The 25,192-nt window shown below is 37.8% G+C and carries 23 protein-coding genes; 6 read left to right on the forward strand and 17 right to left on the reverse strand.

Annotated features, from left to right (window positions below; genetic code table 11):
* Positions 1 to 737, reverse strand: a 737-nt coding sequence (locus tag BHECKSOX2_RS09025) for a transposase (protein ID WP_139683384.1), incomplete at its 3' end; no start/stop codon positions are given.
* 672 nt (positions 738 to 1,409) lie between these two features.
* Here BHECKSOX2_RS09025 and BHECKSOX2_RS09030 point away from each other — a divergent pair.
* Genes BHECKSOX2_RS09030 through moaD form a run of 4 tightly spaced genes read left to right on the forward strand, consistent with a single transcriptional unit; the run spans position 1,410 to position 4,429 of the window.
* Positions 1,410 to 2,675, forward strand: a complete 1,266-nt coding sequence (locus tag BHECKSOX2_RS09030) for a molybdopterin molybdotransferase MoeA (RefSeq protein WP_139683297.1) — start codon at positions 1,410 to 1,412, stop codon at positions 2,673 to 2,675.
* Entirely contained in the window at positions 2,672 to 3,163 is a 492-nt protein-coding gene (moaC, locus tag BHECKSOX2_RS09035) for a cyclic pyranopterin monophosphate synthase MoaC (RefSeq protein ID WP_139683298.1), read from the forward strand. Before BHECKSOX2_RS09030 ends, moaC begins: the two co-directional genes overlap by 4 nt.
* Positions 3,164 to 3,175: 12 nt before the next feature.
* A complete protein-coding gene (gene moaA / locus BHECKSOX2_RS09040; protein ID WP_139683299.1) occupies positions 3,176 to 4,171 on the forward strand; it encodes a GTP 3',8-cyclase MoaA in 996 nt (331 codons plus the stop codon).
* Positions 4,172 to 4,192: 21 nt separating this feature from the next.
* Positions 4,193 to 4,429, forward strand: a complete 237-nt coding sequence (moaD, locus tag BHECKSOX2_RS09045; RefSeq protein ID WP_090715602.1) for a molybdopterin converting factor subunit 1 — start codon at positions 4,193 to 4,195, stop codon at positions 4,427 to 4,429.
* Positions 4,430 to 4,446: 17 nt separating this feature from the next.
* Here moaD and BHECKSOX2_RS09050 read toward each other — a convergent pair whose 3' ends face one another.
* From BHECKSOX2_RS09050 to BHECKSOX2_RS09090, 9 genes are read right to left on the reverse strand one after another with little or no spacing between them, the layout of a single operon-like run.
* Positions 4,447 to 4,929 (reverse strand): HPP family protein, encoded by a 483-nt coding sequence (locus BHECKSOX2_RS09050; protein WP_245391369.1) that lies wholly within the window; start codon positions 4,927 to 4,929, stop codon positions 4,447 to 4,449.
* Between the two features lie 39 nt (positions 4,930 to 4,968).
* Positions 4,969 to 5,304 (reverse strand): TusE/DsrC/DsvC family sulfur relay protein, encoded by a 336-nt coding sequence (locus tag BHECKSOX2_RS09055; protein WP_090715830.1) that lies wholly within the window; start codon positions 5,302 to 5,304, stop codon positions 4,969 to 4,971.
* A 13-nt stretch (positions 5,305 to 5,317) separates the two neighbouring features.
* Positions 5,318 to 5,773 carry a hypothetical protein gene (locus BHECKSOX2_RS09060; RefSeq protein WP_139683301.1) on the reverse strand — a complete coding sequence of 152 codons (456 nt, stop codon included), beginning with the start codon at positions 5,771 to 5,773 and terminating at the stop codon, positions 5,318 to 5,320.
* A 6-nt stretch (positions 5,774 to 5,779) separates the two neighbouring features.
* A complete protein-coding gene (gene narI / locus BHECKSOX2_RS09065; protein ID WP_139683302.1) occupies positions 5,780 to 6,460 on the reverse strand; it encodes a respiratory nitrate reductase subunit gamma in 681 nt (226 codons plus the stop codon).
* A gap of 10 nt (positions 6,461 to 6,470) precedes the next feature.
* Complete coding sequence (gene narJ / locus BHECKSOX2_RS09070; protein ID WP_090715838.1) at positions 6,471 to 7,130, reverse strand: nitrate reductase molybdenum cofactor assembly chaperone; 660 nt, start codon at positions 7,128 to 7,130, stop codon at positions 6,471 to 6,473.
* Positions 7,127 to 8,668, reverse strand: coding sequence for a nitrate reductase subunit beta (gene narH / locus BHECKSOX2_RS09075; RefSeq protein WP_139683303.1), 1,542 nt, complete (start codon positions 8,666 to 8,668; stop codon positions 7,127 to 7,129). The genes narJ and narH overlap by 4 nt, the downstream gene beginning before the upstream one ends.
* A complete protein-coding gene (locus BHECKSOX2_RS09080) occupies positions 8,665 to 12,399 on the reverse strand; it encodes a nitrate reductase subunit alpha (RefSeq protein ID WP_139683304.1) in 3,735 nt (1,244 codons plus the stop codon). Before BHECKSOX2_RS09080 ends, narH begins: the two co-directional genes overlap by 4 nt.
* 44 nt (positions 12,400 to 12,443) lie before the next feature.
* On the reverse strand, positions 12,444 to 14,057 hold the full coding sequence (locus BHECKSOX2_RS09085) for an MFS transporter (protein WP_139683305.1): 1,614 nt from the start codon (positions 14,055 to 14,057) through the stop codon (positions 12,444 to 12,446).
* A gap of 22 nt (positions 14,058 to 14,079) precedes the next feature.
* Positions 14,080 to 15,348 (reverse strand): MFS transporter, encoded by a 1,269-nt coding sequence (locus BHECKSOX2_RS09090; RefSeq protein ID WP_139683306.1) that lies wholly within the window; start codon positions 15,346 to 15,348, stop codon positions 14,080 to 14,082.
* Positions 15,349 to 15,459: 111 nt separating this feature from the next.
* On the opposite strand from BHECKSOX2_RS09090, the gene BHECKSOX2_RS09095 reads away from it, so the two are divergent.
* Positions 15,460 to 16,977 carry a nitrate- and nitrite sensing domain-containing protein gene (locus BHECKSOX2_RS09095; RefSeq protein WP_139683307.1) on the forward strand — a complete coding sequence of 506 codons (1,518 nt, stop codon included), beginning with the start codon at positions 15,460 to 15,462 and terminating at the stop codon, positions 16,975 to 16,977.
* A complete protein-coding gene (gene mog / locus BHECKSOX2_RS09100; RefSeq protein ID WP_090716297.1) occupies positions 16,958 to 17,485 on the forward strand; it encodes a molybdopterin adenylyltransferase in 528 nt (175 codons plus the stop codon). The genes BHECKSOX2_RS09095 and mog overlap by 20 nt, the downstream gene beginning before the upstream one ends.
* A 135-nt stretch (positions 17,486 to 17,620) precedes the next feature.
* Here the strand turns inward: mog and BHECKSOX2_RS09105 are convergent, their stop codons facing one another.
* From BHECKSOX2_RS09105 to serB, 7 genes are read right to left on the reverse strand one after another with little or no spacing between them, the layout of a single operon-like run.
* The gene (locus tag BHECKSOX2_RS09105) at positions 17,621 to 18,904 is read right to left on the reverse strand and encodes an ammonium transporter (protein ID WP_139683308.1); all 1,284 of its coding nucleotides are present in this window, start codon (positions 18,902 to 18,904) and stop codon (positions 17,621 to 17,623) included.
* A 10-nt stretch (positions 18,905 to 18,914) separates the two neighbouring features.
* Positions 18,915 to 19,253, reverse strand: coding sequence for a P-II family nitrogen regulator (locus BHECKSOX2_RS09110; RefSeq protein ID WP_139683309.1), 339 nt, complete (start codon positions 19,251 to 19,253; stop codon positions 18,915 to 18,917).
* Positions 19,254 to 19,313: 60 nt separating this feature from the next.
* A complete protein-coding gene (gene trmD / locus BHECKSOX2_RS09115; RefSeq protein ID WP_139683310.1) occupies positions 19,314 to 19,988 on the reverse strand; it encodes a tRNA (guanosine(37)-N1)-methyltransferase TrmD in 675 nt (224 codons plus the stop codon).
* Between the two features lie 5 nt (positions 19,989 to 19,993).
* Positions 19,994 to 21,130, reverse strand: coding sequence for a succinyl-diaminopimelate desuccinylase (gene dapE / locus BHECKSOX2_RS09120; RefSeq protein WP_139683311.1), 1,137 nt, complete (start codon positions 21,128 to 21,130; stop codon positions 19,994 to 19,996).
* On the reverse strand, positions 21,127 to 22,317 hold the full coding sequence (ccmI, locus tag BHECKSOX2_RS09125) for a c-type cytochrome biogenesis protein CcmI (RefSeq protein ID WP_139683312.1): 1,191 nt from the start codon (positions 22,315 to 22,317) through the stop codon (positions 21,127 to 21,129). Before ccmI ends, dapE begins: the two co-directional genes overlap by 4 nt.
* Entirely contained in the window at positions 22,314 to 24,224 is a 1,911-nt protein-coding gene (locus BHECKSOX2_RS09130; RefSeq protein WP_139683313.1) for a heme lyase CcmF/NrfE family subunit, read from the reverse strand. The genes ccmI and BHECKSOX2_RS09130 overlap by 4 nt, the downstream gene beginning before the upstream one ends.
* A 9-nt stretch (positions 24,225 to 24,233) precedes the next feature.
* On the reverse strand, positions 24,234 to 25,052 hold the full coding sequence (gene serB / locus BHECKSOX2_RS09135; protein WP_139683385.1) for a phosphoserine phosphatase SerB: 819 nt from the start codon (positions 25,050 to 25,052) through the stop codon (positions 24,234 to 24,236).
* Positions 25,053 to 25,192: the final 140 nt, after the last annotated feature.

Genomic DNA, 25,192 nt, shown 5'->3' on the forward strand with positions numbered 1-25,192 from the left:
TCCTTATCTACAAAAATATCTTTAAGAGATTGACATATCTTTGCTCTGATACTAAATTCAATATCATGTTCAAAGCAATAATCAATAATACTGGCTTGATAGCCTGCTGCGTCTATTCTAAGTTTTTTGATGTTAGTGCCTTTAGGTAATGCGTCTTGAGAGATTTTGATAAAGTCAAGGTTGTCTTTTGCTGGTGATACATTACCCGCCCTAAAGTTAGTGGCAACAATCTGCCCTGTTTGGGCGATATGTCCTATTATTGGCATATAGCCCTTGTGTTTCTTATAAGTCCACTGAGCATCAGCTTTATTGGCAATGACTTCACTGGCATCAATATCAAGGGTGATGTTTTTGCAATGATTAAGCGTGGCTTTAAGCACAGTTTTATTGACCTTTTGTAAGGCTTTGATTCCTTGGTTGTCTTCACCTAAACGCCGAAGCCAAATGCCAATAGCCTGTGGGGTTGGCACGCTTTGATTGGTGATTAAGCGTAGCGCCTTGTCTTTGGCAATGTGGGTAGTATCATCTAAGCACTGACCACCTTCATGTTGACTTAATATCAAGGTATTGATAAAAGTGGAGGCTTTGAGTGCACAATTGCTACCAAGGGCTGGGAAGTGTTGATCAATGGTATTAGACAAACTCAATGTGTTAATGGTATGTGCAGTAGCAAGTAATCCAATGCGAGCGGTTAAAAGTTCGTTGGTAGAGGACAGTTTGTAGTTTAAAATTTTCATAAACGCAGTAAGGTTTGGTTGTGTATAAAAGGGATGTGGTTGTCTTTTGTGTTTTCACCCAATGGGTGAAGCGGTTTTTTGGTTGAAATCATTATACCAGTTGGGGTTTGTGTGTTTTTTTGATTTCTATTTTTGGATTAGGGAAATAAAGAAAACGCAGCAAAAGTGTTTCAATTGCTGATTACTTAGGCTATGATGTGCTGGTGGTTAATTATTTAACAGGTGAATCCATAAATGGTAGGTATCAAGGATGTTTGGGTTCTCTTAAAACGAGACTATCATGACATTTTCCATCACTTCTCAGATAATATCTACATTGAGCGCTTCTGGCAAAGATCTATCTAAATACACACCAGTCTATTGGTGGATTAATCACTAATGTAGATGACTATATTGATTTTTACAACNATTTAACAGGTGAATCCATAAATGGTAGGTATCAAGGATGTTTGGGTTCTCTTAAAACGAGACTATCATGACATTTTCCATCACTTCTCAGATAATATCTACATTGAGCGCTTCTGGCAAAGATCTATCTAAATACACACCAGTCTATTGGTGGATTAATCACTAATGTAGATGACTATATTGATTTTTACAACTACAGAAGATTCCATCAGGCCCTAGATTGTTTTATAATGTCTAGTTTGTTTATCTTGTTATTTTTTTGCTATGAATAATCAACAAATTGATTGCGGATGCGATACAACACCACAACCTCTACTTTCTATTGATGAGGCTTTAGAATTGTTGATTAATTCTGTTCAAATTACCAATAGCACTCAGTTGTTAGAACTTCACAATGCATTAAATAAAATTCTAGCTGTTGATGTGCAAGCTAGTATTTGTGTCCCTGGTTTTGACAATTCTGCCATGGATGGTTACGCCATTAATCTTCAAGAAGAACAAATAAATATATCAGGTGGAACGACATTTAAAATCACCGACCGTATTCCTGCAGGCAGCACTGGAAATACACTAGCATCAGGTTGTGCGGCACGACTATTTACGGGTGCACCTATACCAAAAGGCGCCAATACAGTGGTTATGCAAGAAGAATGTGAGTTGATTGAAAACGAATCAAGAATTGAAATTTATCAACCTATTACGCTCAATGAAAATATTAGACCAATGGGCAATGATATTCAATCTGGTGATGTTATTTTATCCAGAGGAAAACAACTGCAACCACAAGACATTGCATTAGCAGCTTCTGTGGGTGTAGGAAAGCTCAAAGTATTTAATAAAATTAAAGTAGGTGTGTTTTTCACAGGCGATGAGCTCATTGAACCTGGAAAATCCCTAAAACAGGGGCAAATTTTTAACTCTAATCGTTATGCACTAGTGGCATTATTAGATAAGCTTGATTGCGAAGTGATTAATTTAGGTAGTATTAAAGATACACTTGGTGCCACTTGTCAAGCACTAGAAAAACTAAAATCTAGTTGTGATTTAATCATAACCACGGGTGGTGTTTCTGTTGGTGAAGAGGACCATGTTAAGCCTGCTGTAGAAAAATTAGGCCAACTAGATTTATGGCGCATTAAAATGAAGCCAGGCAAACCTTTAGCTTTTGGTAGTATTGGCAATTGTGCCTTTATTGGTTTGCCTGGTAATCCAGTCTCAGTGATGGTAACTTTTTTACTTCTTGCCCGACCTTTTATCAAAAAGATGCAAGGTGCAAGTAATTATTTGAATACTACCTTTAAGGTTGCAGCAAATTTTGATTGGCATAAAGCTAAACTTAGGCGTGAGTTTGTGCGCGTACGCCTTGACCGTACAGTTATTCCTATGCAGGTCAATCAATACCCAAAACAAGGATCAGATGTTTTAAGTTCTATGGTTTGGGCAGATGGACTGGTCGAAATACCAGAAAAAAGAACTTTTAAACAGGGTGAAATTTTAAATTTTTATCCACTCAATGAGATGATGCTATGAACAAATTAACCCATGTAAATAACAAAGGTGAAGCCAATATGGTGGATGTATCCGATAAAGACAACACCACGCGTATTGCTAAAGCAAGCGCTAAAGTGTTAATGAAATCAGAGACCTTGCAAAAAATTAAAGATAATGATTTTAAAAAAGGAGATGTGCTATCAGTTGCAAGAATTGCTGGCATTATGGCAGCGAAGCAAACCCACCATCTTATTCCAATGTGTCACAGCCTTAACCTTTCAAAAATTAGTGTAGATTTTGAATTCATTGAAAATGGTGTTCAAATTACCACACTGGCTAAGCTAAACGCTCAAACGGGTGTAGAAATGGAAGCACTAACTGCCGCAAGTGTTGCAGCACTTACGATTTATGATATGTGCAAAGCGCTAGAGCGCTTTATCAAAATTACAGACATCCAGTTATTGGAAAAAGAAGGTGGTAAATCCGGTCATTGGACAAGCGATACACAAGCGGCCCTCCCTCTGTGAAAAAACTTAAAAATGCCTAAATTAATTGACAAATTTGGTAGAGAGATTACCTATTTAAGGCTCTCGGTTACTGAGCATTGTAATTACCGATGTTTTTATTGCCGTGATGATGAGCATGTGCCAAATTGCAAACGAGAGGATATTTTAAGTTACGAAGACATTGAAAGGATTGTTCAGATTTTTGCCGAATTAGGGGTCACTAAAGTCCGATTAACAGGTGGAGAACCTTTGTTACGAAGAGGTATTGTTAAAATTGCCAGACTCATCAGTCATGTTGATGGTATTGACGACCTGCCTTTATCTACTAATGCACATTTGTTAGAAAAATTTGCTAAAAAATTGCATCAAAATGGGGTTAACAGGGTGAATATTTCTATTGATTCACTCATCCCTGAAAGGTTTAAAAAAATTACCCGTGGTGGTGATGTAACCGAAGTTATTAAAGGCATTGATGCTGCCATACAAGCAGACATGAATCCAGTCAAAATTAATGTGGTGGCAATGCGTGGTGTGAATGATGATGAAATTGAATCAATGGTTGATTTTGCCATTACCAAAGGTATTGATGTGCGTTTTATTGAAACTATGCCAATTGGATCAGTAGGTATAGAAGCGCTTGAACAGCATATTAGCGAAAAAGATATTTTTGCTAAACTCAATAAACATCTTGGTAGTAGATTAAACCCTATTAACGCTAGCAGAACAGATGGTCCTGCACATAATTTTAAAATTAAAGGTACAAATTCTACCGTGGGTATTATTAGTGCTGTATCTAACCATTTTTGCCAAACTTGTAATCGTGTTAGGTTGACTGCTAAGGGGGATTTAATTTTATGTTTAGGTCAAGAAGATGCAATCTCATTAAAAGATGCAGTGCGTTCAGATTTAACCAATGATGAAATTAAGAATATGATTGTCAATACAATCCATAAAAAACCTGAAAAGCACGAATTTAACACTGTTGTTGATAATATTAGCAACCAACAAATGGTGGAAATTGGTGGATAAATATTTAAGTTGGACTAACAAATGAAGATTTATTATTTTGCTTCGCTTAAAGAAGCTTTAAAAATTCCCAGTGAAGAAATAATATTGAACGCTGATATTACAGTAGCGCAATTAAGAAAAAAATTGGTTGACAAGCACGGTGAATACCATTTTCCAGACAATATTCTTTGTGCGGTTAATCAAGAAATTGCCAATGATGATATTGTTATCGATGAAGCAGATGAAGTGGCTTTTTATCCGCCCGTAACAGGAGGGTAAATCAGCGATTTAGTGGATTATAAATAATCTTCAAATGGATTTTTATCTCTAAAACTACCCACTGCAATAGCGACGACAAGCAATATTAAAGAATTGAAGAAAATAGGCATAATAACAAATACATAGCCTAACTGATGTATTGCTTCGCCACCAATAATAGCGGTTACTGCTGTTGCGCCACCAGGTGGGTGCATACATTTTAAAAAGTGCATAGCAACAAATGCTAGTGGAATAGCAATTGAGGTTGCCAATAGGGCGTTAGTAATCAAATAAAAACAACTAACGCCAACAATAGCAGAAACGCCGTGCCCAACAATTAAGTTTAGCGGGTGAGAAGTTGCAGCATGTGGTGCGCCAAATATTAATATTGCTGAGGCACCTGCTGAAGCAATAATTAAGGGGGAATTAGCACTTTGTAGAATAACATTGGAAAAAAATCCAGTTGCAATAACAGCTATAAATACTCCAATCGCTGAAATTAATAATTCTTTATTATTCACCACCCTCCCCCTTAGTAGTTTAACAATCTATATGTTGTTTTAACCTGTACTCCAGCCTCTTGGGCGTCTCATTCCAGCAATCTTACAAGTTTGCTTGACATAGCCGTAAGGAAACATTTTAAATAATTTAGTTTTTGCTACTTTTTTATCAACCCCCAAATCAACCCCCATTTGTTTCGCTGTATGTCGAACATCAGGTGCTGCTCCGTGCTCATTGTAGTAAACCCTCATAAAGTCAAATATAGGCCAATACTCATCAGTTAGTGTTATATTTTCTGATTTGGCTAACTCTAAGGCTACCTCTTTATCCCAGTTTTCTGGGTGAACCAAATAGCCTTCAGCGTCTAGTTCTATTTCTTTATTATTAATATTCATAATAGTATAAATTTTATTGTATTTTTATATTCATCGCACTAGGGTCTTTAAAATCAAATCCTTTTATATCTGCATCAGCAGCAAGCACATTAATATATTCCTTAATACCAGAAGTGCTAGATTGGTTCTGCAAATACTCTCTAATGTGCTCTTCTACCATTATAAATGACAAAATTTCATTTCGCTCCTTATCTAAAAATTTAACTTTATTGTTGTCATAATAACGCTGACAAGACTCTATACTCGCTATAGGAATGATGACATTATCACTGATCAACTGGTTAATCTTTTCTTCTTCATTAGCATCATTTTTTTTAATACCAGCTTCTTGTAGTAATAACTGCTGAACCACCAAGGCTTGCGCTGCTTTAAAAATAACCTCTTCTATATTTGAAGCATCTGTTTGATATTGCATTTCTTGAAATACATCATCATCGCTAATTTCTACATCATTAATTTTAATAGGCATAAGTAGCTACCTTTTTCTAACTATCTGGTAATTTGTGCGTGTTAGATATTGTACTGGCACACTCCAGATATGCACCAACCTGGTAAATGGAAAAATAACAAAAAGTGTCATGCCTAATACTAAATGCAATTTAAATACCCAAGCCTCAGCTACAATAAAATCAGCAGCACCCGTTCTAAATGTTACAACATGTTGCGCCCAATTTGCTAAGGCAATCATTGAGCTACCATCTAAATGTTGTGCTGAATAAGGAATAGTTAATAAACCTAATAATAATTGTGCGAATAAAAAAAGCAGGATGAAAGTATCGCTAAATTTAGAGGTTTTACTAATACGCTTATCAAACAAACGCCTGTTTAATAAAATCAATATGCCAATCAAGCACATTGTGCCAAAAATACCACCAGCAGTCATTGCCATTATTTGCTTAGTACCAGCACTCATAAATGGGTGATACACCCATTCTGGGGTTAATAAACCAACAAAGTGACCAAAAAATAGTAGAATAATGCCAATATGGAATAAATTACTGCCTAATAACATACCTTTTTTTCGTAGTAGTTGTGACGAGTCTGCTTTCCAAGTATATTGGTCCCTGTCATAACGCAATGCACTACCAGCAATAAATATTGTCATCGCAATATAAGGATAGTAACCGAAAAAAAACTGTTCTAAAAAAGTATTCATAATATATCTCCTAGTGTGTTAGTGTAGCACTGGTCTCACAAGTGCCACATTCTGATGATTCTCCGCCAAAGGCTTCTTGCTCTTGCCATAACTCATCTAATTCTTCTAGTGTTTCTGGCTCTTTGGGGCTATTTTGTATTGCTTCTGCTACTTTAAATTTATTTACTTTAGCATTAGATAACGCCTCTAATGCAGAAAAAATAACATGGTAAGGTGATTCATTTTTTTTCAGTTGACCACCAATTAAAGCAATAATATCAATCGTATCACCTAATGACTCTATGGCTTCTTTATCATCGCATAAAGATAAATACTCTAAAAACACAGGCAAATAATCAGGTAATTCCTTCTTACCAACAAACAAATTTTTCCTTGCATACATCTGTGCTAAATCAACCATAGCAGGTCCACGGTCGCGTGATTCGCCATGAATATGCTCAAATAAATTTAAACAATGTGCACGACTTCTGTCAAAAGTTGATACAAAGCGTTCTTGTAATTCTAAGAAATCTTTATTTTTGTAATCTTCTATAAAAGACAATAATTCTTTTAAAGTTTTTTTAGATAATAAAGATTCCTGTTTTAAAGCCTCAGCCAACTCATCAATATTTTTATAGACATTGATATCTGGATAAGACAGCAAAACAGCTAAAACTTTAAGTGTTTTCATGGAACTTTCCCATTCATAGTGTTGGCATGTGTTTTTCCACCAAACAAAGTGGCTGTAGTAGAGCCCTCAGAACAACCATTACCAAAGCTAAATCCACAAGAAGAACGAATATCAAAAGCAATTTCATTATCAAAAGGTGTCTCACCCGCATATTCCTTGTGGTTAGTGGGGATAACGAATCTATCTTCATAAGCAGCAAGCGCCATAGTTCTATACATATCATTAACCATATCTTCTGTTAAACCCACTTCATCCAACACTTCTGTCAGGACAACATTATCAACACGTTTTGCGCGCATAAAATTACGCATTGCAATCATACGCTTTAATGCAAAAATAATAGGCTCATCATCGCCTGCAGTCAACATATTGGCTAAATAGCGAATTGGAATACGTAATTCTTCAACATTCGGAATAGGGCCTCGATGGTCAATCACACCTTTTTCAACCGCATTTTGAATTGGCGATAAAGGTGGCACATACCAAACCATAGGCAATGTTCTATATTCAGGATGTAATGGGAATGCCACCTTCCAGTCAATTGCCATTTTATAAACTGGAGAGTTTTTAGCCGCTTCAATCCAACTCTCAGGCACACCATCTTTTTTAGCTTGTGCTTGTACAGCTTCATCATTTGGGTCTAAGAAAATTTTTAATTGAGCCTCATATAGATCTTTCTCATCGTTCATATTTGCCATTTCTTCAATTTTGTCCGCATCATAAAGAATAACACCCAATGAACGAATTCTGCCAACACAGGTTTCAGAACAAACAGTTGGCTCTCCAGATTCTATTCTTGGGTAACAGAATGTGCATTTTTCTGATTTTCCAGATTGCCAGTTGTAATAGATTTTTTTATAAGGACAAGCGCTCACGCACATTCTCCAACCACGACATTTGTCTTGGTCAATTAAAACAATACCGTCTTCTTCGCGTTTATAGATAGCACCAGATGGACATGCTGCCACACAAGCCGGATTAAGACAATGCTCGCATAGGCGTGGCAAATACATCATAAATGTATTCTCAAATTGTCCATAAATCTCTTTTTCTATGGTTTTAAAGTTGTAATCTTTTGAGCGTTTTTCAAATTCACCACCCAGAATTTCCTCCCAGTTAGGTCCCCATTCTGGTTTTTCCATAACTTCTCCAGTAATCATAGAATGTGGTCTTGCTACCGGTGGCGTTGGCATTTCAGGTGCATTTTGTAGGTGTGCATAATTAAAGGTAAATGGCTCGTAATAATCATCAATTTCAGGTAAATCAGGATTGGCAAATATTTTTGCTAGCAATCTAAATTTACCGCCAATCTTAGGCTGTAATTTACCATTTTTAGAAACCCAGCCACCATTCCATTTATCTTGATTTTCCCAATCAACAGGATAGCCAATGCCAGGTTTTGTTTCTACATTATTAAACCAAGCATATTCCACACCTTGACGTGAAGTCCATACATTTTTACAAGTGACTGAACATGTATGACAACCAATACATTTGTCCAGATTTAGAACCATTCCTATTTGCGCTCTTATTTTCATAATTGACCTCCTGTTACTGGTTCATCTTTCCAGTCTACTTTATCCATTTTTCGTACAACAACAAACTCATCACGATTAGAGCCTACGGTGCCGTAATAGTTAAATCCATAAGACAATTGCGCATAACCACCAATCATATGTGTTGGCTTAGTGATGGCTCTGGTGACTGAATTATGAATACCCCCTCTAAAACCTGATTTTTCTGCCACTGGTGTGGTGGTAATTTTTTCTTGAGCGTGATACATCATTGACATGCCTTCTGGCACTCTTTGTGATACAACTGCTCTAGCAGCAATTGTGCCATTCACATTGTACAGTTCAATCCAATCATTATCCTCTACACCAATTTTCTTGGCGTCAATCTCACTTATCCATACTACTGGACCACCACGATTAAGAGTAAGCATCAATAAATTATCAGAATAAGTTGAGTGAATGCCCCATTTTTGGTGTGGTGTAATCCAATTCAAAACAACTTGAGAGCGTCCATCGTTATTCTCATTGATAATAGGTGCAATTGTTTTGGTATTAATAGGCGGCTTGTAAGTACATAAATTCTCACCAAAATCTACCATCCATTTGTGGTCTTGGTAGAATTGTTGTCTACCTGTAAGTGTTCTCCAAGGAATATATTCGTGCACATTTGTGTACCCTGCATTGTAACTCACATGCTCATCTTCAAGTCCTGACCAAGTCGGTGATGAGATGATTTTTCTAGGCTGTGCCTGCACATCTCTAAATCTAATCTTTTCATCTTCTTTTGGTTTTGCTAGATGTGTATGGTCTCTACCTGTTATTTTTCCTAGTGCCTCCCAAGCTTTAACGGCCACTTGCCCGTTGGTTTCTGGTGCAAGAGATAAAATAACTTCGGTTGCATCAATATCAGTTTCGATTTTAGGTAGCCCCTTAGAGACGCCCTCCTCTCTAACAACACGATTTAAATCAGCAAGCAAGGACACTTCATCTTCGGTGTTCCAGGCAATACCCTTACCACCATTACCTATCTTAGACATTAATGGACCGAGTGAAGTAAACTTCTTATAGGTATCCGGATAATTTCTTTCAACCTCAATAAAGTTTGGCATAGTCTTACCAGGAATTGCTTCACATTCGTCATCAAACCAAGCTTTAACATCCGTTGCTTGTGCCATCTCTGCTGGCGTATCATGCAAAATAGGCAAGGCAACCACATCTTTTTCTTTGCCTAAATGCCCTGGGCAAAGTTCTGAGAATTTCTTGGCTAAGCCTTTATAAATATCCCAATCACTTCTTGATTCCCAAGCAGGATCCACTGCTTTAGAGAGTGGATGGATAAAGGGGTGCATATCTGAGGTATTTAAGTCGTTCTTTTCATACCATGTCGCTGATGGCAGAACAATATCTGAATACAAACAGGTGGTTGACATTCTAAAGTCTAGCGTTACAAATAAATCAACCTTACCTTCTGCGCCATCACGCCATTTAACCTCAGAGGGTTTTTTATCTGTTTCATTGCCTAATACTGCATTTTGCGTACCCAGTAAATGCTTTAATAAATACTCATGTCCTTTACCACTAGAGCCTAATAAATTAGAGCGCCAAATAAACATATTATGAGGGAAGTTTTTTGGATTATCAGGGTCCTCACAAGAGAACTTAAGCTCCTTAGATTTAAGTTGCTTAACAATATAATCTTTAACATCCATGCCTGCTTTTTCCGCTTGCTTGGTAATTTCTAATGGATTTTCTTCAAATTGTGGCGCTGAAGGCAACCAACCCATTTTTTCACTACGAACATTACAATCTATCATGGAATAATTACCCCATTCTTTCTTGTCAGCCAGTGGCGATAAAATATCATCAACCTCAAGTTTCTCGTAGCGCCATTGGCTAGAGTGATTATAAAAGAAGGAAGTTCCGTTCATATGGCGAGGTGGCCGATGCCAATCCAAGCCAAATGCTAAGGGTTGCCATCCTGTTTGTGGACGAAGTTTTTCTTGCCCCACATAATGTGCCCAGCCACCGCCAGATTTACCGATACAACCACACATCATCAACATATTGATAATGCCACGATAAATCATATCCATGTGATACCAATGATTAACAGCAGCACCTAAAATAACCATTGATTTACCTTGCGTTTTATCCGCATTTTCTGAGAATTCTCTAGCAATACGAATGGTTTGCTCACGCGGAACACCTGTCACCTTTTCATTCCATGCTGGCGTATAAGGCACATTATCATCAAATGAAATCGCAACATTATCACCGCCCAACCCTTGGTCAACACTATAATTTGCCATCATTAAGTCAAATACTGTTGCCACTTTAACTTCTGATCCATCAGATAATTTAAACTTCTTAATTGGCACATTTCTCATCAAAATAGAATCATGCTCTGTACTGGTAAATATTTCTTGCTCATGCTCTTGATTGTTAAAATACGGGAAACCAACAGAGACAATTTCATCATTATCATCTTTAAGTGTGGTTTTCGGATCAATATCTACACCATTCATGGCGTTTTTATTTTCAATATTCCACTTTCCAGAGCCGTCCCATCTAGAACCAATTGTTCCCGTTGGCACAACCATTTTATTGGTAGTACTATCAATCAATAGTGGCTTCCATTCGGTATTATTTTTTTCACCTAAGCTATCATCAATATCTGAAGCTCTCAGTGTTCTGCCAGCTGCAAGCACACCTTGTTTTTCTTCTAACATGACCAAGAATGGCATATCCGTATATTGCTTGATATAGCTGGTAAAGTATTCACTCTTATTGTTAAGGTGATACTCTTTTAAAATAACATGACCCATTGTCATTGCCAAAGCAGCATCTGTGCCTTGAGTTGGACTCATCCACTCATCAGAAAGCTTGGCGACCTCACTAAAGTCTGGTGTTACTGCAATTGTTTTAGTGCCGTTATAACGCGTTTCTGTAAAGAAGTGTGCATCTGGTGTACGGGTTTGAGGCACATTAGAACCCCACGCCATAATGTAAGAAGAGTTATACCAGTCAGCACTCTCTGGTACATCAGTTTGTTCGCCCCAAGTTTGCGGAGATGATGGTGGCAGGTCGCAATACCAATCGTAGAAACTTAAACAAGTGCCACCAATGAGTGATAAATAACGAGAACCTGCTGCATAAGACACCATTGACATCGCAGGAATTGGAGAAAAACCAACCACCCTATCTGGACCATAAGTTTTTGCAGTATAGATATTAGAGGCTGCAATAATTTCATTAACTTCATCCCAGTCAGCACGAATCATGCCACCTAATCCACGAACTTTCTTGTATTCCTGCGATTTTTCTTTATCCTCCATAATAGACTTCCAGGCATTAACTGGGTCACTGTGTTGTTCTTTAGCGCTACGCCAAATGCGCAATAATCTAGAACGAATTAAAGGATATTTAAGACGAGTAGCACTGTACAGATACCACGAATAGGTTGCACCTCTTTGGCAGCCTCTAGGCTCATGGTCTGGCAAATCTGGACGTGTTCGCGGATAATTCGTTTGCTGCGTTTCCCAAGTTACCAATCCATTTTTTACATAAATTTTCCAACTACATGAACCTGTGCAATTTACACCATGGGTTGAACGCACAACTTTATCATGTGCCCAGCGATTACGATAAGCTCTTTCCCAATCCCTATTCTCATGCACTAACTTACCATGTCCATCAGAAAACTCTTCAGGTTTTGTCTTGGTAAAAAAAGATACTCTATCTAATAAATGACTCATTTTCTCTCTCCTATAAATTGCTTTTTATTAACTAACCTATAAAATTATGGGTTGTGGAATTCAGCATTCTTACGCAAATAAAACCACCAATTAATAACCATACATATACCGTAAAATACTGCAAAACCATACAGTGCATTTTCAGGTGTTGTTAGTTTAATTTGCTCACCAAATACTTTAGGAATGATGAATGCACCATAAGCGGCTACTGCAGATGTCCAACCTAGAACTGGACCAGCCTGCTCTTTGTTAAACACTTGAGAAATTGTTCTAAAAGTAGAGCCGTTACCTAAACCTGTCATTGCGAATAACACCACAAATAATATTAAAAATGGCCAGAAGAATTCTTCTGGTGTTGCACTGGCATAAGCTTGCTTCATAAAGTAAGCAACACCTAATGCGGATAACACCATCACACCAGAGATGATCTGTGTTACCTTTGCACCGCCAATCTTATCGGCAATCATGCCACCAAGAGGTCTAATAAGCGCACCAACAAAAGCACCCATCCAAGCGTAAGTGAGCGCTGAAGGTCCATTCGGATTGACAGCATTATGCGTCATAACACCATCAACCATAATATGTTGAAAACCAAAAATAACTTTGATAGATAAAGCTAGCGTCGCAGCATAGCCAATAAAAGATCCAAATGTCATTACATAAATAATCGTCATCGCCCAAGTATGCTTGTTTTCAAAAATTTTATATTGACGCTTTAAACCTTCTTTATAATCAACACCTAAAGGTAAAAACTTTAATAAAAACACTGTTAAGGCAATAATAATAGGCAATGCCACCCATTTACTTACCATTAGTCCAGAACCATAAGCGACTTCAGGCAACATTAACCACAAACCAAAAGCCGCAGTTGCGAGACCTAAAATTAACATCACAATAATTTTAATAAACGCACCTAAAGTTGATCCAATCTTAGGAGAAACATGCTCCTCGGTAATATTATTCATACCTAACCAAGAGGCAATAGCAAGTGGAATTAAAATAATCAACCAAACATAACCTGCATTTTGCAAATAGGTATCAGTGCCGGCAGAAATCTTGCCAATCAAAGTACCTGAGGAGATTTGCAATTCTGTTGGATTACCCAACACTGCAAGGGTCATCACTAATGGAATCACAATTTGCATAGTGGTTACACCGAAGTTACCTAAACCAGCATTCATACCTAACGAATAACCTTGAATTTTCTTTGGAAAAAAGAATGAAATATTAGACATTGAAGAGGCAAAATTACCACCACCAAAACCAGATAATAAAGCTAAAACTTGGAATGTCCAAAATGGTGTATCAGGGTTTGATAAAGCCATACCTAAACCCAGTGCTGGCAATATCAAAAGTGAAGTGGTCAAGAAAATGGTGTTTCTACCACCTGCTAAACGAATAAAGAAGGTTGATGGAATCCTTAAAGTGGCACCAGACAAACCTGCAATCGCCGCTAAAGTAAATAGCTGAGATTTATCAAAACCACCGTAACCCGTATTTAACATTTGCACCGTGATAATGCCCCACATTAACCATACAGCAAAACCTGATAATAAACTTGGAATAGATATCCATAAATTACGATTGGCAATTGCCTTGCCTGTGCTTTCCCACTCAGATGAATCATCTGGGTTCCAGTTTTTTATATCTTGAGACATCACGGACTCCTTTATTTAAAAATTATTTATTTGATATTGCTGCTGCAATATTTTTTGCCTTTTGTTCTTTGCCAAATGTAAAGTACATCCAAACCAAAGAAACTGCTGTTGCACCATACAACAACATAAATATCACACTATTAATACCTATATAGTCAATCAACATACCAAACATAATAGGCAGTAAGAAGCCGCCCATGCCACCAGCCAAACCAACAATGCCAGAAACTACACCCATATTGTCAGAATATTCATCTGATAAGAATTTAAATACAGATGCCTTGCCAAAACCCCAAGCGATACCAAGCACAAACAAAAAAGTAGTAAACACCCAAACATTTAAGCTTAAATCAAACATTGCTTCGCCTGTGGTTGTTTTAATAACTAAAGAAGTTTGTGGGTAAGATAAGAAAAATAAACAAATCAATGAAGTCCACATCACCCACCAGGTTACTTTATAAGCGCCATATTTATCCGAAAACCATCCACCCAACGCACGAATAACACCTGAAGGCAATACAAAAACTGCCGCTAGCAATGCTGCAGTGGTTAGTTTAAACCCATACTCATTAATGTAATACTTTGTCATCCATAAGGACAGGGCGACAAAACCACCAAATACCAAAGAATAATACTGCATATATTTCCAAAGTTTTGGATCATTCAATGCTTTTAATTGATCTTTCATAGTAACTGTTGAGGCAACTTTATGTTTTGGGTCTTCATAAGTAAACATCCAATACATAATGACAACGACAATCATAGCGACTGCATAAATCTTCGGCACTGCTTGCCAACCATAAGCCACTACCAACGAAGGCGCAATAAACTTAGTTAATGCTGCCCCTGCATTTCCTGCGCCAAAAATACCCATGGCAAAGCCTTGATGTCCTTTGTCAAACCATTTGGCAGTATAAGCGATACCCACTGAAAATGAAGCGCCTGCAATACCCACAAATAGACCTAATACTAAGAATTGCCAATACTGCGTTGCATCGCCAATAAACCACAGCGGAATAATCATGGCAAGTATCAGGATGAAATAAACAATGCGACCGCCAATTCTGTCAGTCAACATACCCACTGGCAATCTAAATAGTGAACCTGTGAGAATAGGGGTAGCCACCAACAAGCCAAATTGAGTTTCTGATAATTGCAATAATTCTTTGATTGGAATACCAATAATTGAGAACATTACCCACACAGCAAAACATGCTGTAAATGCAATAGTATTCGCTGCTAAAACAGAATTGGCTTGCGCAGTTTGACTTTTAATTGTAGAGATACCCATAGTTAATCTTATTTAATTTTTTCTAAGTTTATATTCTATTTGCTTGTTTTTAGATTTAAAATATGCCTTTTTATCAAAAGTGTGATTTATGTCACATAATATTACTTAATCATGCGACAATTACAAATACTTAGCAATACATTTCACGCATTACAAAATGAGCGTGGCTTTGCAATGCTCTACTTACGAGAAAATACAATGCAATCTCGACAAGAGATGTTGGGTTATTTTGCTAAAAGTAATTTGAGTATTAAGCAATTAAAGCTAGACATTGCACAACAAAAAAACATTAATCAGACGGATTTAGAGCAACAAAAGTTAATTCAAACTATTGATAAAAGTTTAAAAAAATTAAAAACCAATCGTTTAGCGTTACTACATTTAAAGCTAAAATCTGGCGCTGTATTTGATTTGTATTCTTATCAGCTTATTTCTCCCATTATCCAATTGATAACGCATTTAATCTTAAAAATCAAAAATACTCATCCTAGTGCAGTTAGTGCTTATTGTTTTTTTCTACAATGGAAGGAAAAAGTTGGTTTGGAGCGCTCCATTATTATGCGTGGCTTTATTGAAGGAAATTCTAGTAAAAACGAATGTATTGAACACATTAAAGTTTTAATTAATGAACAAAAGTATTATAAAAAATCATTCTTATCCTTGGCTACAATTGAGCAAAAAAGTTTTATTGATGCCATTTATCAAACGCCTGATATAGATACATTGCACACCATTCACCAACAACTCACTACACAAGGAAAATCAGACATGCTTTCTGAGATGAGTGCTAAAGATTGGTTTGCGCTTATTTCAGAAAAAATAAACAAACTACACAGTATTGAAGAGAAACTACGCCTTACTTTAGAAGGAGATCACCAATTAAGTAAACAAAAAATTAACACGCCTAGCACCTCAGAGCGCTTGGCATACAAAATCACTCTTTTTCAAGATATGCCTATCAACAAAGTGGAACAAATTATTAGCCATTCTAAAATTTATCAAATCCCAAAAAATAAAACGCTTATTTTAGAAAACAATTCAATAACACACCTGTATATTGTTTTAATGGGTTGGGTTAAAATATTTAAACAAAATAAAATTTTACAAATTATTAGTAATAATGAAACTGTGTTGGAGCACTGTCTGTTTGCACATCAAGTTTTTAACGCAAATGCTAAAACTATTACTGATACATTAATGCTATCTATTCCAATTAATGTACTCAACCATACATTGGAACAATCCTCTAAATTTGCACACAACCTCATGGTTATGAGTGCACAAAAAACCAATACTGCTTTACAAAATCTTCAATCTATTAAACATAAAAACACCGAACAAAGAATGGGGGAGTTTTTTCTAAAATTACTCAATGATAAAAAATGGCAATCTAATACTATCCAATTACCTTATAACAAGTCTCTTATTTCTTCTTATTTGGGCATGAGCAGAGAAGTATTCTCGCGCAACCTGAAACGCCTATCTCTTCAAGGCATCAGTATTACAAAAAATACTATTACCATGACCGATAAAGAAAAATTATGTAAATATTGCCATTTTGATACCAATAATCAATGTTATAATTTTCAACATAATCAATGCTATCGTGATGAACAAAACAAAAATTAAAATCGGATTTATTACCATTTCAGACCGTGCTGCTCGTGGTGAGTACAAAGATATTGGCGGTCCTGCTATGCAAACTTGGATTCAACAGGCAGTATTATCACCTTACAAAGTTGAGTCTATTATTATTGAAGATGATCAGGCTTTGATTGAGCAGACCATGATAGATTTTGCAGACAATAAAAACTGCAATCTTATTCTTACTACTGGTGGCACTGGGCCTACGACTCGTGATGTTACGCCTGAAGCCACGCACACTGTTTGTGAAAGAATTTTTGATGGCTTTGCACAACAGATGCGCACTGTTAGCTTAAGGACTGTTCCAACTGCCATTCTTTCGCGACAGACAGCAGGATCGCGTGGAAAAAGTTTGATTATTAACTTGCCTGGCAAACCAGATGCAATTGCTGTATGCTTAGGTGCGGTATTCTTAGCGGTGCCTAAATGTTTAGAGTTATTGGATGACTCTAATATTCAAATTGACTTGGATTTTGTAGAACAAGAATTCTAAAAAATAATTCTTTTGAGTAAGAAAAAGATTGCCATACCCAAAGTTTTTTCCATTGTTTGTAGGCTGAATTTAAATGAGCCCATCTAAGAACCTAAAAAACCACCAATCTTGAATGAAAAATTATAATTTACAAACTTACAAATTATAGCCGATTTCTTCGTGAGCACTGATGTCCAACCCTTGCTGTTCTTCTTCTGGACTCACTCTTAAACCAACCATCATTTCAACAACTTTAAGAATAATATAAGTCGCAATCGCTGTATAAGCAAAGGTTACCACCACACCAATAAATTGCACTCCCACTTGTGAAGCGATAGTCATGCCTTCAGCCAAGCCTTGTCCACTGAACAAACCAAGCTCACTTGAAGCAAATACACCTGCCATCAATGTACCTAAAATACCGCCTACACCATGCACTGGAAATACATCCAGTGAATCGTCAATTTTGAATTTCTGCTTAATGATAATAACTGCATTAAAACAAACAAGTCCTGCAACAATACCAATCACCAATGCGCCTGCAGGGCCAACAAAACCTGATGCTGGGGTAATCGTACCTAAACCAGCAACCATACCTGTTACTGTACCTAATGCAGTTGGCTTGCCAAATTTAATCCATTCATAAAACATCCATACCATTGCTGCAGTTGCTGCCGAGATATGCGTGACCAACATCGCCATTGCCGCGTCGCCATTCGCTGCCAATGCTGAACCCCCATTAAAACCAAACCAACCAACCCAAAGCATACCTGCACCCGTAATCACCATGGTCATATTATGTGGTGGCATTGGTGTTTTTCCAAACCCCTTGCGTGGACCGACAACCATTGCTGCTACCAAAGCACCAACACCTGCAGTGACATGTACAACTGTGCCGCCAGCAAAATCTAACAAACCCATTTCTTGTAGCCAGCCACCACCCCACACCCAGTGTGTAATCGGTGCATAAACCACAATCAGCCAAAACGCACTAAAAAGTAACACAGCTGAAAACTTCATTCGTTCAGCAAAACCACCAATAATCAACGCTGGGGTAATAATAGCAAATGTCATTTGGAAAAGTACAAATAAACTCTCAGGAATGTCGCCACTTAACGAATCCTCCAAAACACCTGAAAGCATAAACTTAGACAAACTACCAAAATAAGCGCTACCATCGGAAAAAGCGATTGAATAGCCAACCACTAACCATAAAACTGAAACAATACCTGCGATAGCAAAACATTGCATAAGTACTGATAGAATGTTTTTGCTACGAACCAAGCCACCATAAAATAAGGCTAAACCTGGCAAGCTCATCAACAACACCAATGCTGTTGAAGTTAAAATCCACGCTGTATTCGCGCCATCCAAACTATTGACGCCCTCAGCAAACACACTCATTGGCATTAAAGTTAATAAGGCTAATATTTTTTTCATTCCTACCTCCTTACAGTGCGTCTTGGTCGGTTTCGCCGGTACGAATACGGACCACTTTTTCTAAATTACTGACAAAAATCTTGCCATCGCCCACTTTACCAGTATTGGCAGTTTTGCTAATTGCTTCAATAACACTGTCTAATTCTGACGCTGCAATCGCGATTTCTAACTTAACCTTTGGCAAAAAATCAACTTGGTATTCTGCACCACGATACATTTCTGTATGTCCTTTTTGACGACCAAAGCCTTTAACTTCGGTAACAGTAATACCAGACACACCCGCTTCTGATAACGCCTCTCTCACATCATCTAACTGATGTGGCCTAAGAATTGCACTGACAAGTTTCATTTCTCTCTCCTATGGAATGTGCTTATTAACTAATGTGTCTTATTATACAAAAAATATTGACTATTTTTTTAGTAAATCAGGGCGTTTTTTATGGGTACTTTGCTCTGCTTGTTCTGTGCGCCAAGCATCAATCTTTGCCTGATGTCCACTCAATAGAACCTTAGGGACACTTTGCCCATCAATGGTTTCTGGACGCGTGTAATGCGGATAATCTAACAAGCCATCGGCAAACGAATCATTCAAAGAATCTTGATTGCCCAATACCCCTAAAATTTGTCGGCTAACAGTATCAATTAATACCATCGCAGCTAATTCACCGCCACTAATGACATAATCGCCAATAGAGATTTCTTTATCAACATCGCTGTCAATAATACGCTCATCTACACCTTCATAACGCCCACATAATAAGGTGAGTGTTTCAAGTTTGGATAATTCAGCAACCAATTTATTGTCTAATTTTTCCCCTTGTGGTGAGAGATAAACAACTGTTGTATTTGGATTTTCTTGTTTGATTTTACGAATGCAATCACGAATAGGCTTAACTTGCATCACCATACCCGCACCACCACCATAAGGCGCATCATCAATATTGCGGTGCTTGTTATCTGAAAAATCACGCAACTGCCAAGTGTTAACAGATAATAGCGATTTTTTGATCCCACGGGCAATCACACCCTCCTTTGTAATCGCGCAAAACATTTCAGGAAATAGCGTAATGATATCAAAGCGCATTATTTCTAAAGAAGAATATTTTTAAGGATTTGATAATAAATAATACTTAAATCCTCTAAATCTTGCACACTCACACACTCATCAACCTGATGAATAGTGGCATTTAACGGGCCAAGCTCCACCACTTGTGCCTTTAATATTGGCGCAATAAACCGCCCATCAGAAGTACCACCTGAGGTGGAGAGTTTACTATCAAGCCCTTTAACAATTTTGATTGCTTCTACGCAAGCATTAACCAAATTACCTTTTGGCGTTAAAAATGGATAACCTGAATGCTCCCAATCAATTTTGTATTCAAAATTATACTGCGCTAAAATTGCCAAAACTCTTTGTTGTAAATCTTCATGAGTAGACTGCGTTGAATACCGGAAATTAAACACAACTTCCACCGTACCAGGAATAACATTAGTCACACCCGTGCCTGAATTGATATTGGATATTTGAAAACTGGTCGCTGGAAAATAGTCATTGCCCTCGTCCCACAACTCATTACACAAAGCATCAAGTGCTGGCATTGCTAAATGGATTGGATTATTGGCCAAATGTGGATAAGCAATATGCCCTTGTTTGCCAATCAAAGTCAATCTGCCATTCAATGAACCACGACGACCATTTTTAATCACATCACCCAAATATTTACTTGATGATGGCTCGCCCACCAAACAATAATCTATCGTTTCTTTCTGTGCTTTTAAATACTCACACACTTTAACTGTGCCATGAGTAGCGGGGCCCTCTTCATCGGAAGTAATTAAAAAACCAATGCTACCTTTATGCTTTGGAAAATCCACAACAAACTGCTCAGTTGCAGTTATCATTGTCGCTAGCGAACCTTTCATGTCTGCCGCACCACGACCATACAACATACCATCAATTACCACTGGTTTGAATGGGTCAGTTTTCCAATTATCACCCACTGGTACAACATCGGTATGCCCTGCAAACACAAACATAGGGGTGTTATTACTACCATCCCTACGCGTCGCCCAAAAATTATCCACCTCGCCAAATTTTAAGTTATCAACTTCAAAACCGATTTTTTTTAGCCTATCAATCATCAATATTTGACAACCTTTATCATTTGGGGTTAGCGAATCAATAGCAATTAAATCTCTGGCTAATTGCAGTGTGTTGCTTGTCACAACTTTAATTCTACTGTTGGATTATCTCTCACATCAATAACCTGACTAACTGCTTCAATATCACCCACTTGTCGTATTGCCGAACCTGACTTACTGAGACGCACTACAGCAAGGACTTTTGAGGATTGAGATAATTTTCTGGTTGGCATGACCGAGTTTTCATCGGTTAAAGTAACAACACCCGCAAAATCTTTTACCTTGATTTTCACAATGGCAATCGGCATCGGTCTGCCACGCATAGCTTTAACATAAATCATCAAATAATGATTTTGAAACTCTGCCTGATGCAAACGCTTAGATAATGTGATATTGAGTGTTACTTGATGTTGTTGTGCTGGCTGAATATCTTCATTTTGCGTTTGCGATAATTCGTTCAACATACGCTGTAAAATCACTCTTTCTGGTTGGTTTTCAGGTAATAATGATAGTGCCTTTTGCCAAAGTTTTTGTGTTAAATCAAACTGCTGTACACTGAGCGTTACCCAGCCTGCTAGATACAAGGCGTCTGATGAATTCGCATTAATTTCCAACGCCTCACGCACCAAGGTAGAAACACGACCTGTAAACTGATTGTTTTGAGAAGTTGCCAAAGTTGAAGCATACTCAACCAACATTTCAACATTTTTTGGCGCTAATTGATAAGAGCGTTCATACGCCTCTAAAGACTGACTAATCTCATCAGACTCAAACAATGCCAAGCCTAATATTCTCCATGCCTTGGCATCATCAGGCTTTTCTTTTAAGCGCTTTTTGATGCTAACAATACTTTGTGCTAATGTTGGTGGTTTTTGTGCTTGCAAGGTTTGCATTGTTGCTACATTCTGCGCAGTGATTGATTGTGAGGTAAGTGAACGGTACACAAACAAAGAAGCCCCAAACAAAAATACCACAATCAGCGCAATCAGCCATATTGGAACACTTTGTTGAGTGCTGTCAATAGTATCACTTGTTTGCTTTATCTCAATACTTAAAGTTTGTACGATTTCATCTTTTGCTTGTTCAAATACTTGCTTATCAATCAAGTCACTTTGCAAGTCTTGTTCTAACTCTGCCTGCTTTTGTCTACCCAATACGATATTGGATTTTTCAAGATTAAGTGCACTGGTCTTTAACGGACGACACAAAAACCAAATCAGCCATAGCGCTGAAACCACCAACATAAGCGCAAACCACAGATATAAACTCATGACTTTGCCTTCACTTTAATGCGGTAGCGTCTGTCAAACGCTGCCAATAAGGCGCCAAATGCAATAAAGAGTCCGCCTAACCAAATCCATCTAATCAATGGCTTGTAATACAACCTTAAACTCCATGCACCCTCACCTAAAGACTCACCTAAGGCAACATAGATATCTCGATAAAATGATGGGTCAATTGCTGCTTCTGTCATTGGCATACCTGTCACATATTGGCGTTTCTCAGGCTCCAAAGTCGCAATTTTACCCCCTTGATACGCCACTTCAATCACACCTTTATGCCCTGTGTAATTCTGCCCTTTAAAATCATCAACACCTTTAAAAGTAAAGCTATAGCCCTCAATTTCCACCGTTTCATTTGGACTCATCTTAATGTCTTTTTCCACGCCATATTGCGTGGTAACGGTTGCACCTAATAAAAAGACAGCAATACCAATATGTGCCAATAGCATACCCAAGAAAGCGCCATTGATATTGCTTTTTCTAATCAGTCTTTGTGCTAACAACAACAATGAATGCAATACAACCCAAACAAACAAAAACACGGCCAATACCACAGCAATATTATCTAGTGACAAATAGGTAATTAGCGTTATCGTAAAGGCAACAAACGCCGTATGTATAATGACATCAGTCACTCTGTCTACGCTGTCTTTTTTCCAGCGTAAGAATGCACCAATTGCCATCACCAACACCGCTGGTATCATCACAATAACGAACATGAAATCAAAATAAGGTGCGCCAACTGAAATTTTACCTAAGCCCAATGAAGCAAATAAAAGTGGGTACATTGTTCCTAAAAATACAACCAATGTTGCTGCTACCAATAAAATATTATTAATCAACAAGACACTCTCTCTGGATAACGGTGCAAATTGATTGCCACTACGCATTAAGCTGGCACGCCGTGCATATAAACCCAACGAACCGCCAACCACAATCATTAAAAATATCAAGATAAATAAACCACGCTCTGGGTCTACAGCAAATGAATGCACCGAAGTTAAAATACCTGAGCGCACCAAGAAAGTACCCAGCAAACTCAAAGAGAAACCTGAAATAGCGAGCAATACCGTCCAATGTTTAAACGCACCACGCTTTTCACTCACACTGAGTGAATGCACCAACGCAGTCGCTACTAACCACGGCATGAATGAAGCATTTTCTACTGGATCCCAAAACCACCAGCCACCCCAACCAAGCTCATAATAAGCCCACCAAGAGCCCAATACGATACCAAAAGTTAAAAATGCCCAAGCAACCAATGTCCACGGACGCGACCATCTTAGCCATGTAGAATCCAACTGCCCACGAATAAGCGATGACAAAACAAAAGCAAACGGTACTGCCATTCCCACATAACCCATGTACAACATTGGCGGATGGATAATAAGTCCAAAATCTTGCAACAACGGATTAAGTTCACGCCCCTGTGTCGGCACAATATCCAAACGCTCAAATGGATTAGAGGTGAGTAGCAAAAACAACAAAAAACCAATACTAATCAGCCCTAATATAATTAGAATATGATTTAGAACTTGCGTTGGTAAGCGCTTAGAAAAAATAGATACTGCCACACTCCAAGCCGATAATATCAATGCCCATAACAACAAAGAACCTTCATGTGCACCCCAAACAGCAGACACCTTAAACATATCAGGCAACTGAGTATTAGAATTATTGGCAACATATTTGACGGAAAAATCATCCATCATAAAGGCATTCATCAGTAGCGCAAATGACACCGCAATCCAAAAGAACTGCATCCATAATAAAGGTCTGCTAAGTTGCATTAAAGCAACCGACCCGCGCAACATTCCCACACTTGGTAACACCACTTGCAAAACGGCTGCTATCAAAGATAGAATTAACGCAAAATGTCCAATTTCAGGCAACATAACTATAACTTAACCATCGAAAAAATCTATCATTATATCTAAACCGCCAAAGTCAATAACTATATTTGCTTGTTTAGCAACAATGGGTTTTGCGTGATAAGCAACAGATAACCCTGCAATTTTCATCATTTCTAAATCATTCGCACCATCACCTGCCACAATTGCCTGAGACAAAGATATCTGATATTGCCTGCACAACTGGGTAACAAACTTAGCCTTAGTCGTAGCATTAACAATATCACCATCCACCTTGCCTGTTAATTGATTATTCTTAATTGTCAATTCATTTGCATGGTCATGGTCTAAGCCGATATCTTGCGCTAATCGTTGGGTGAAATATTTAAAACCACCTGAGACAACTGCTGTTTTTATCCCCTGCGTTTTAAAAAATTGAATCAGTTCTCTACCACCAGAACTCACCCCCAAACGCTCAGTATAAACTTGATTCAACACCGACACATCCAAACCCTTAAATAAAGCAACCCGCTCAATCAAAGACGCATTAAAATCCAACTCCCCTTGCATCGCCCTCTTAGTAATCGCAGCCACTTGCGCTTTAAGATTGACAAAATCCGCAATCTCATCAATACACTCAATATTAATCAAAGTCGAATCCATATCACTGACAAACAACCCTGCCTTAGAAAAATCAAACGCAGGCAAGTAATTAATATCCACGCTCAATGCCTCGCGTAGGGGTGCGATATTAATTTTCTTATCCATTGAAAAACGAAAATGCGTCGCTCGAGACTCAAACTCCACACCAACAGCATCCGCCATTTTATTGGCAATCACTAAATCTTGGGTATGTAGAATAATGGTGTTCATTAATAGAGATTTTACCCAAGCACACCCTAAGGAATTAATATAAATATAAATCGTGTCATCCAATATATGGGCAAAGGACTACAAAACAGATAAAAATCTAACACCGTAGAATAGTGAAAGACAAAAAAACCCAGTTACGG

The sequence above is a fragment of the thiotrophic endosymbiont of Bathymodiolus puteoserpentis (Logatchev) genome, assembly GCF_900127505.1.
Lineage (GTDB): Bacteria > Pseudomonadota > Gammaproteobacteria > PS1 > Pseudothioglobaceae > Thiodubiliella.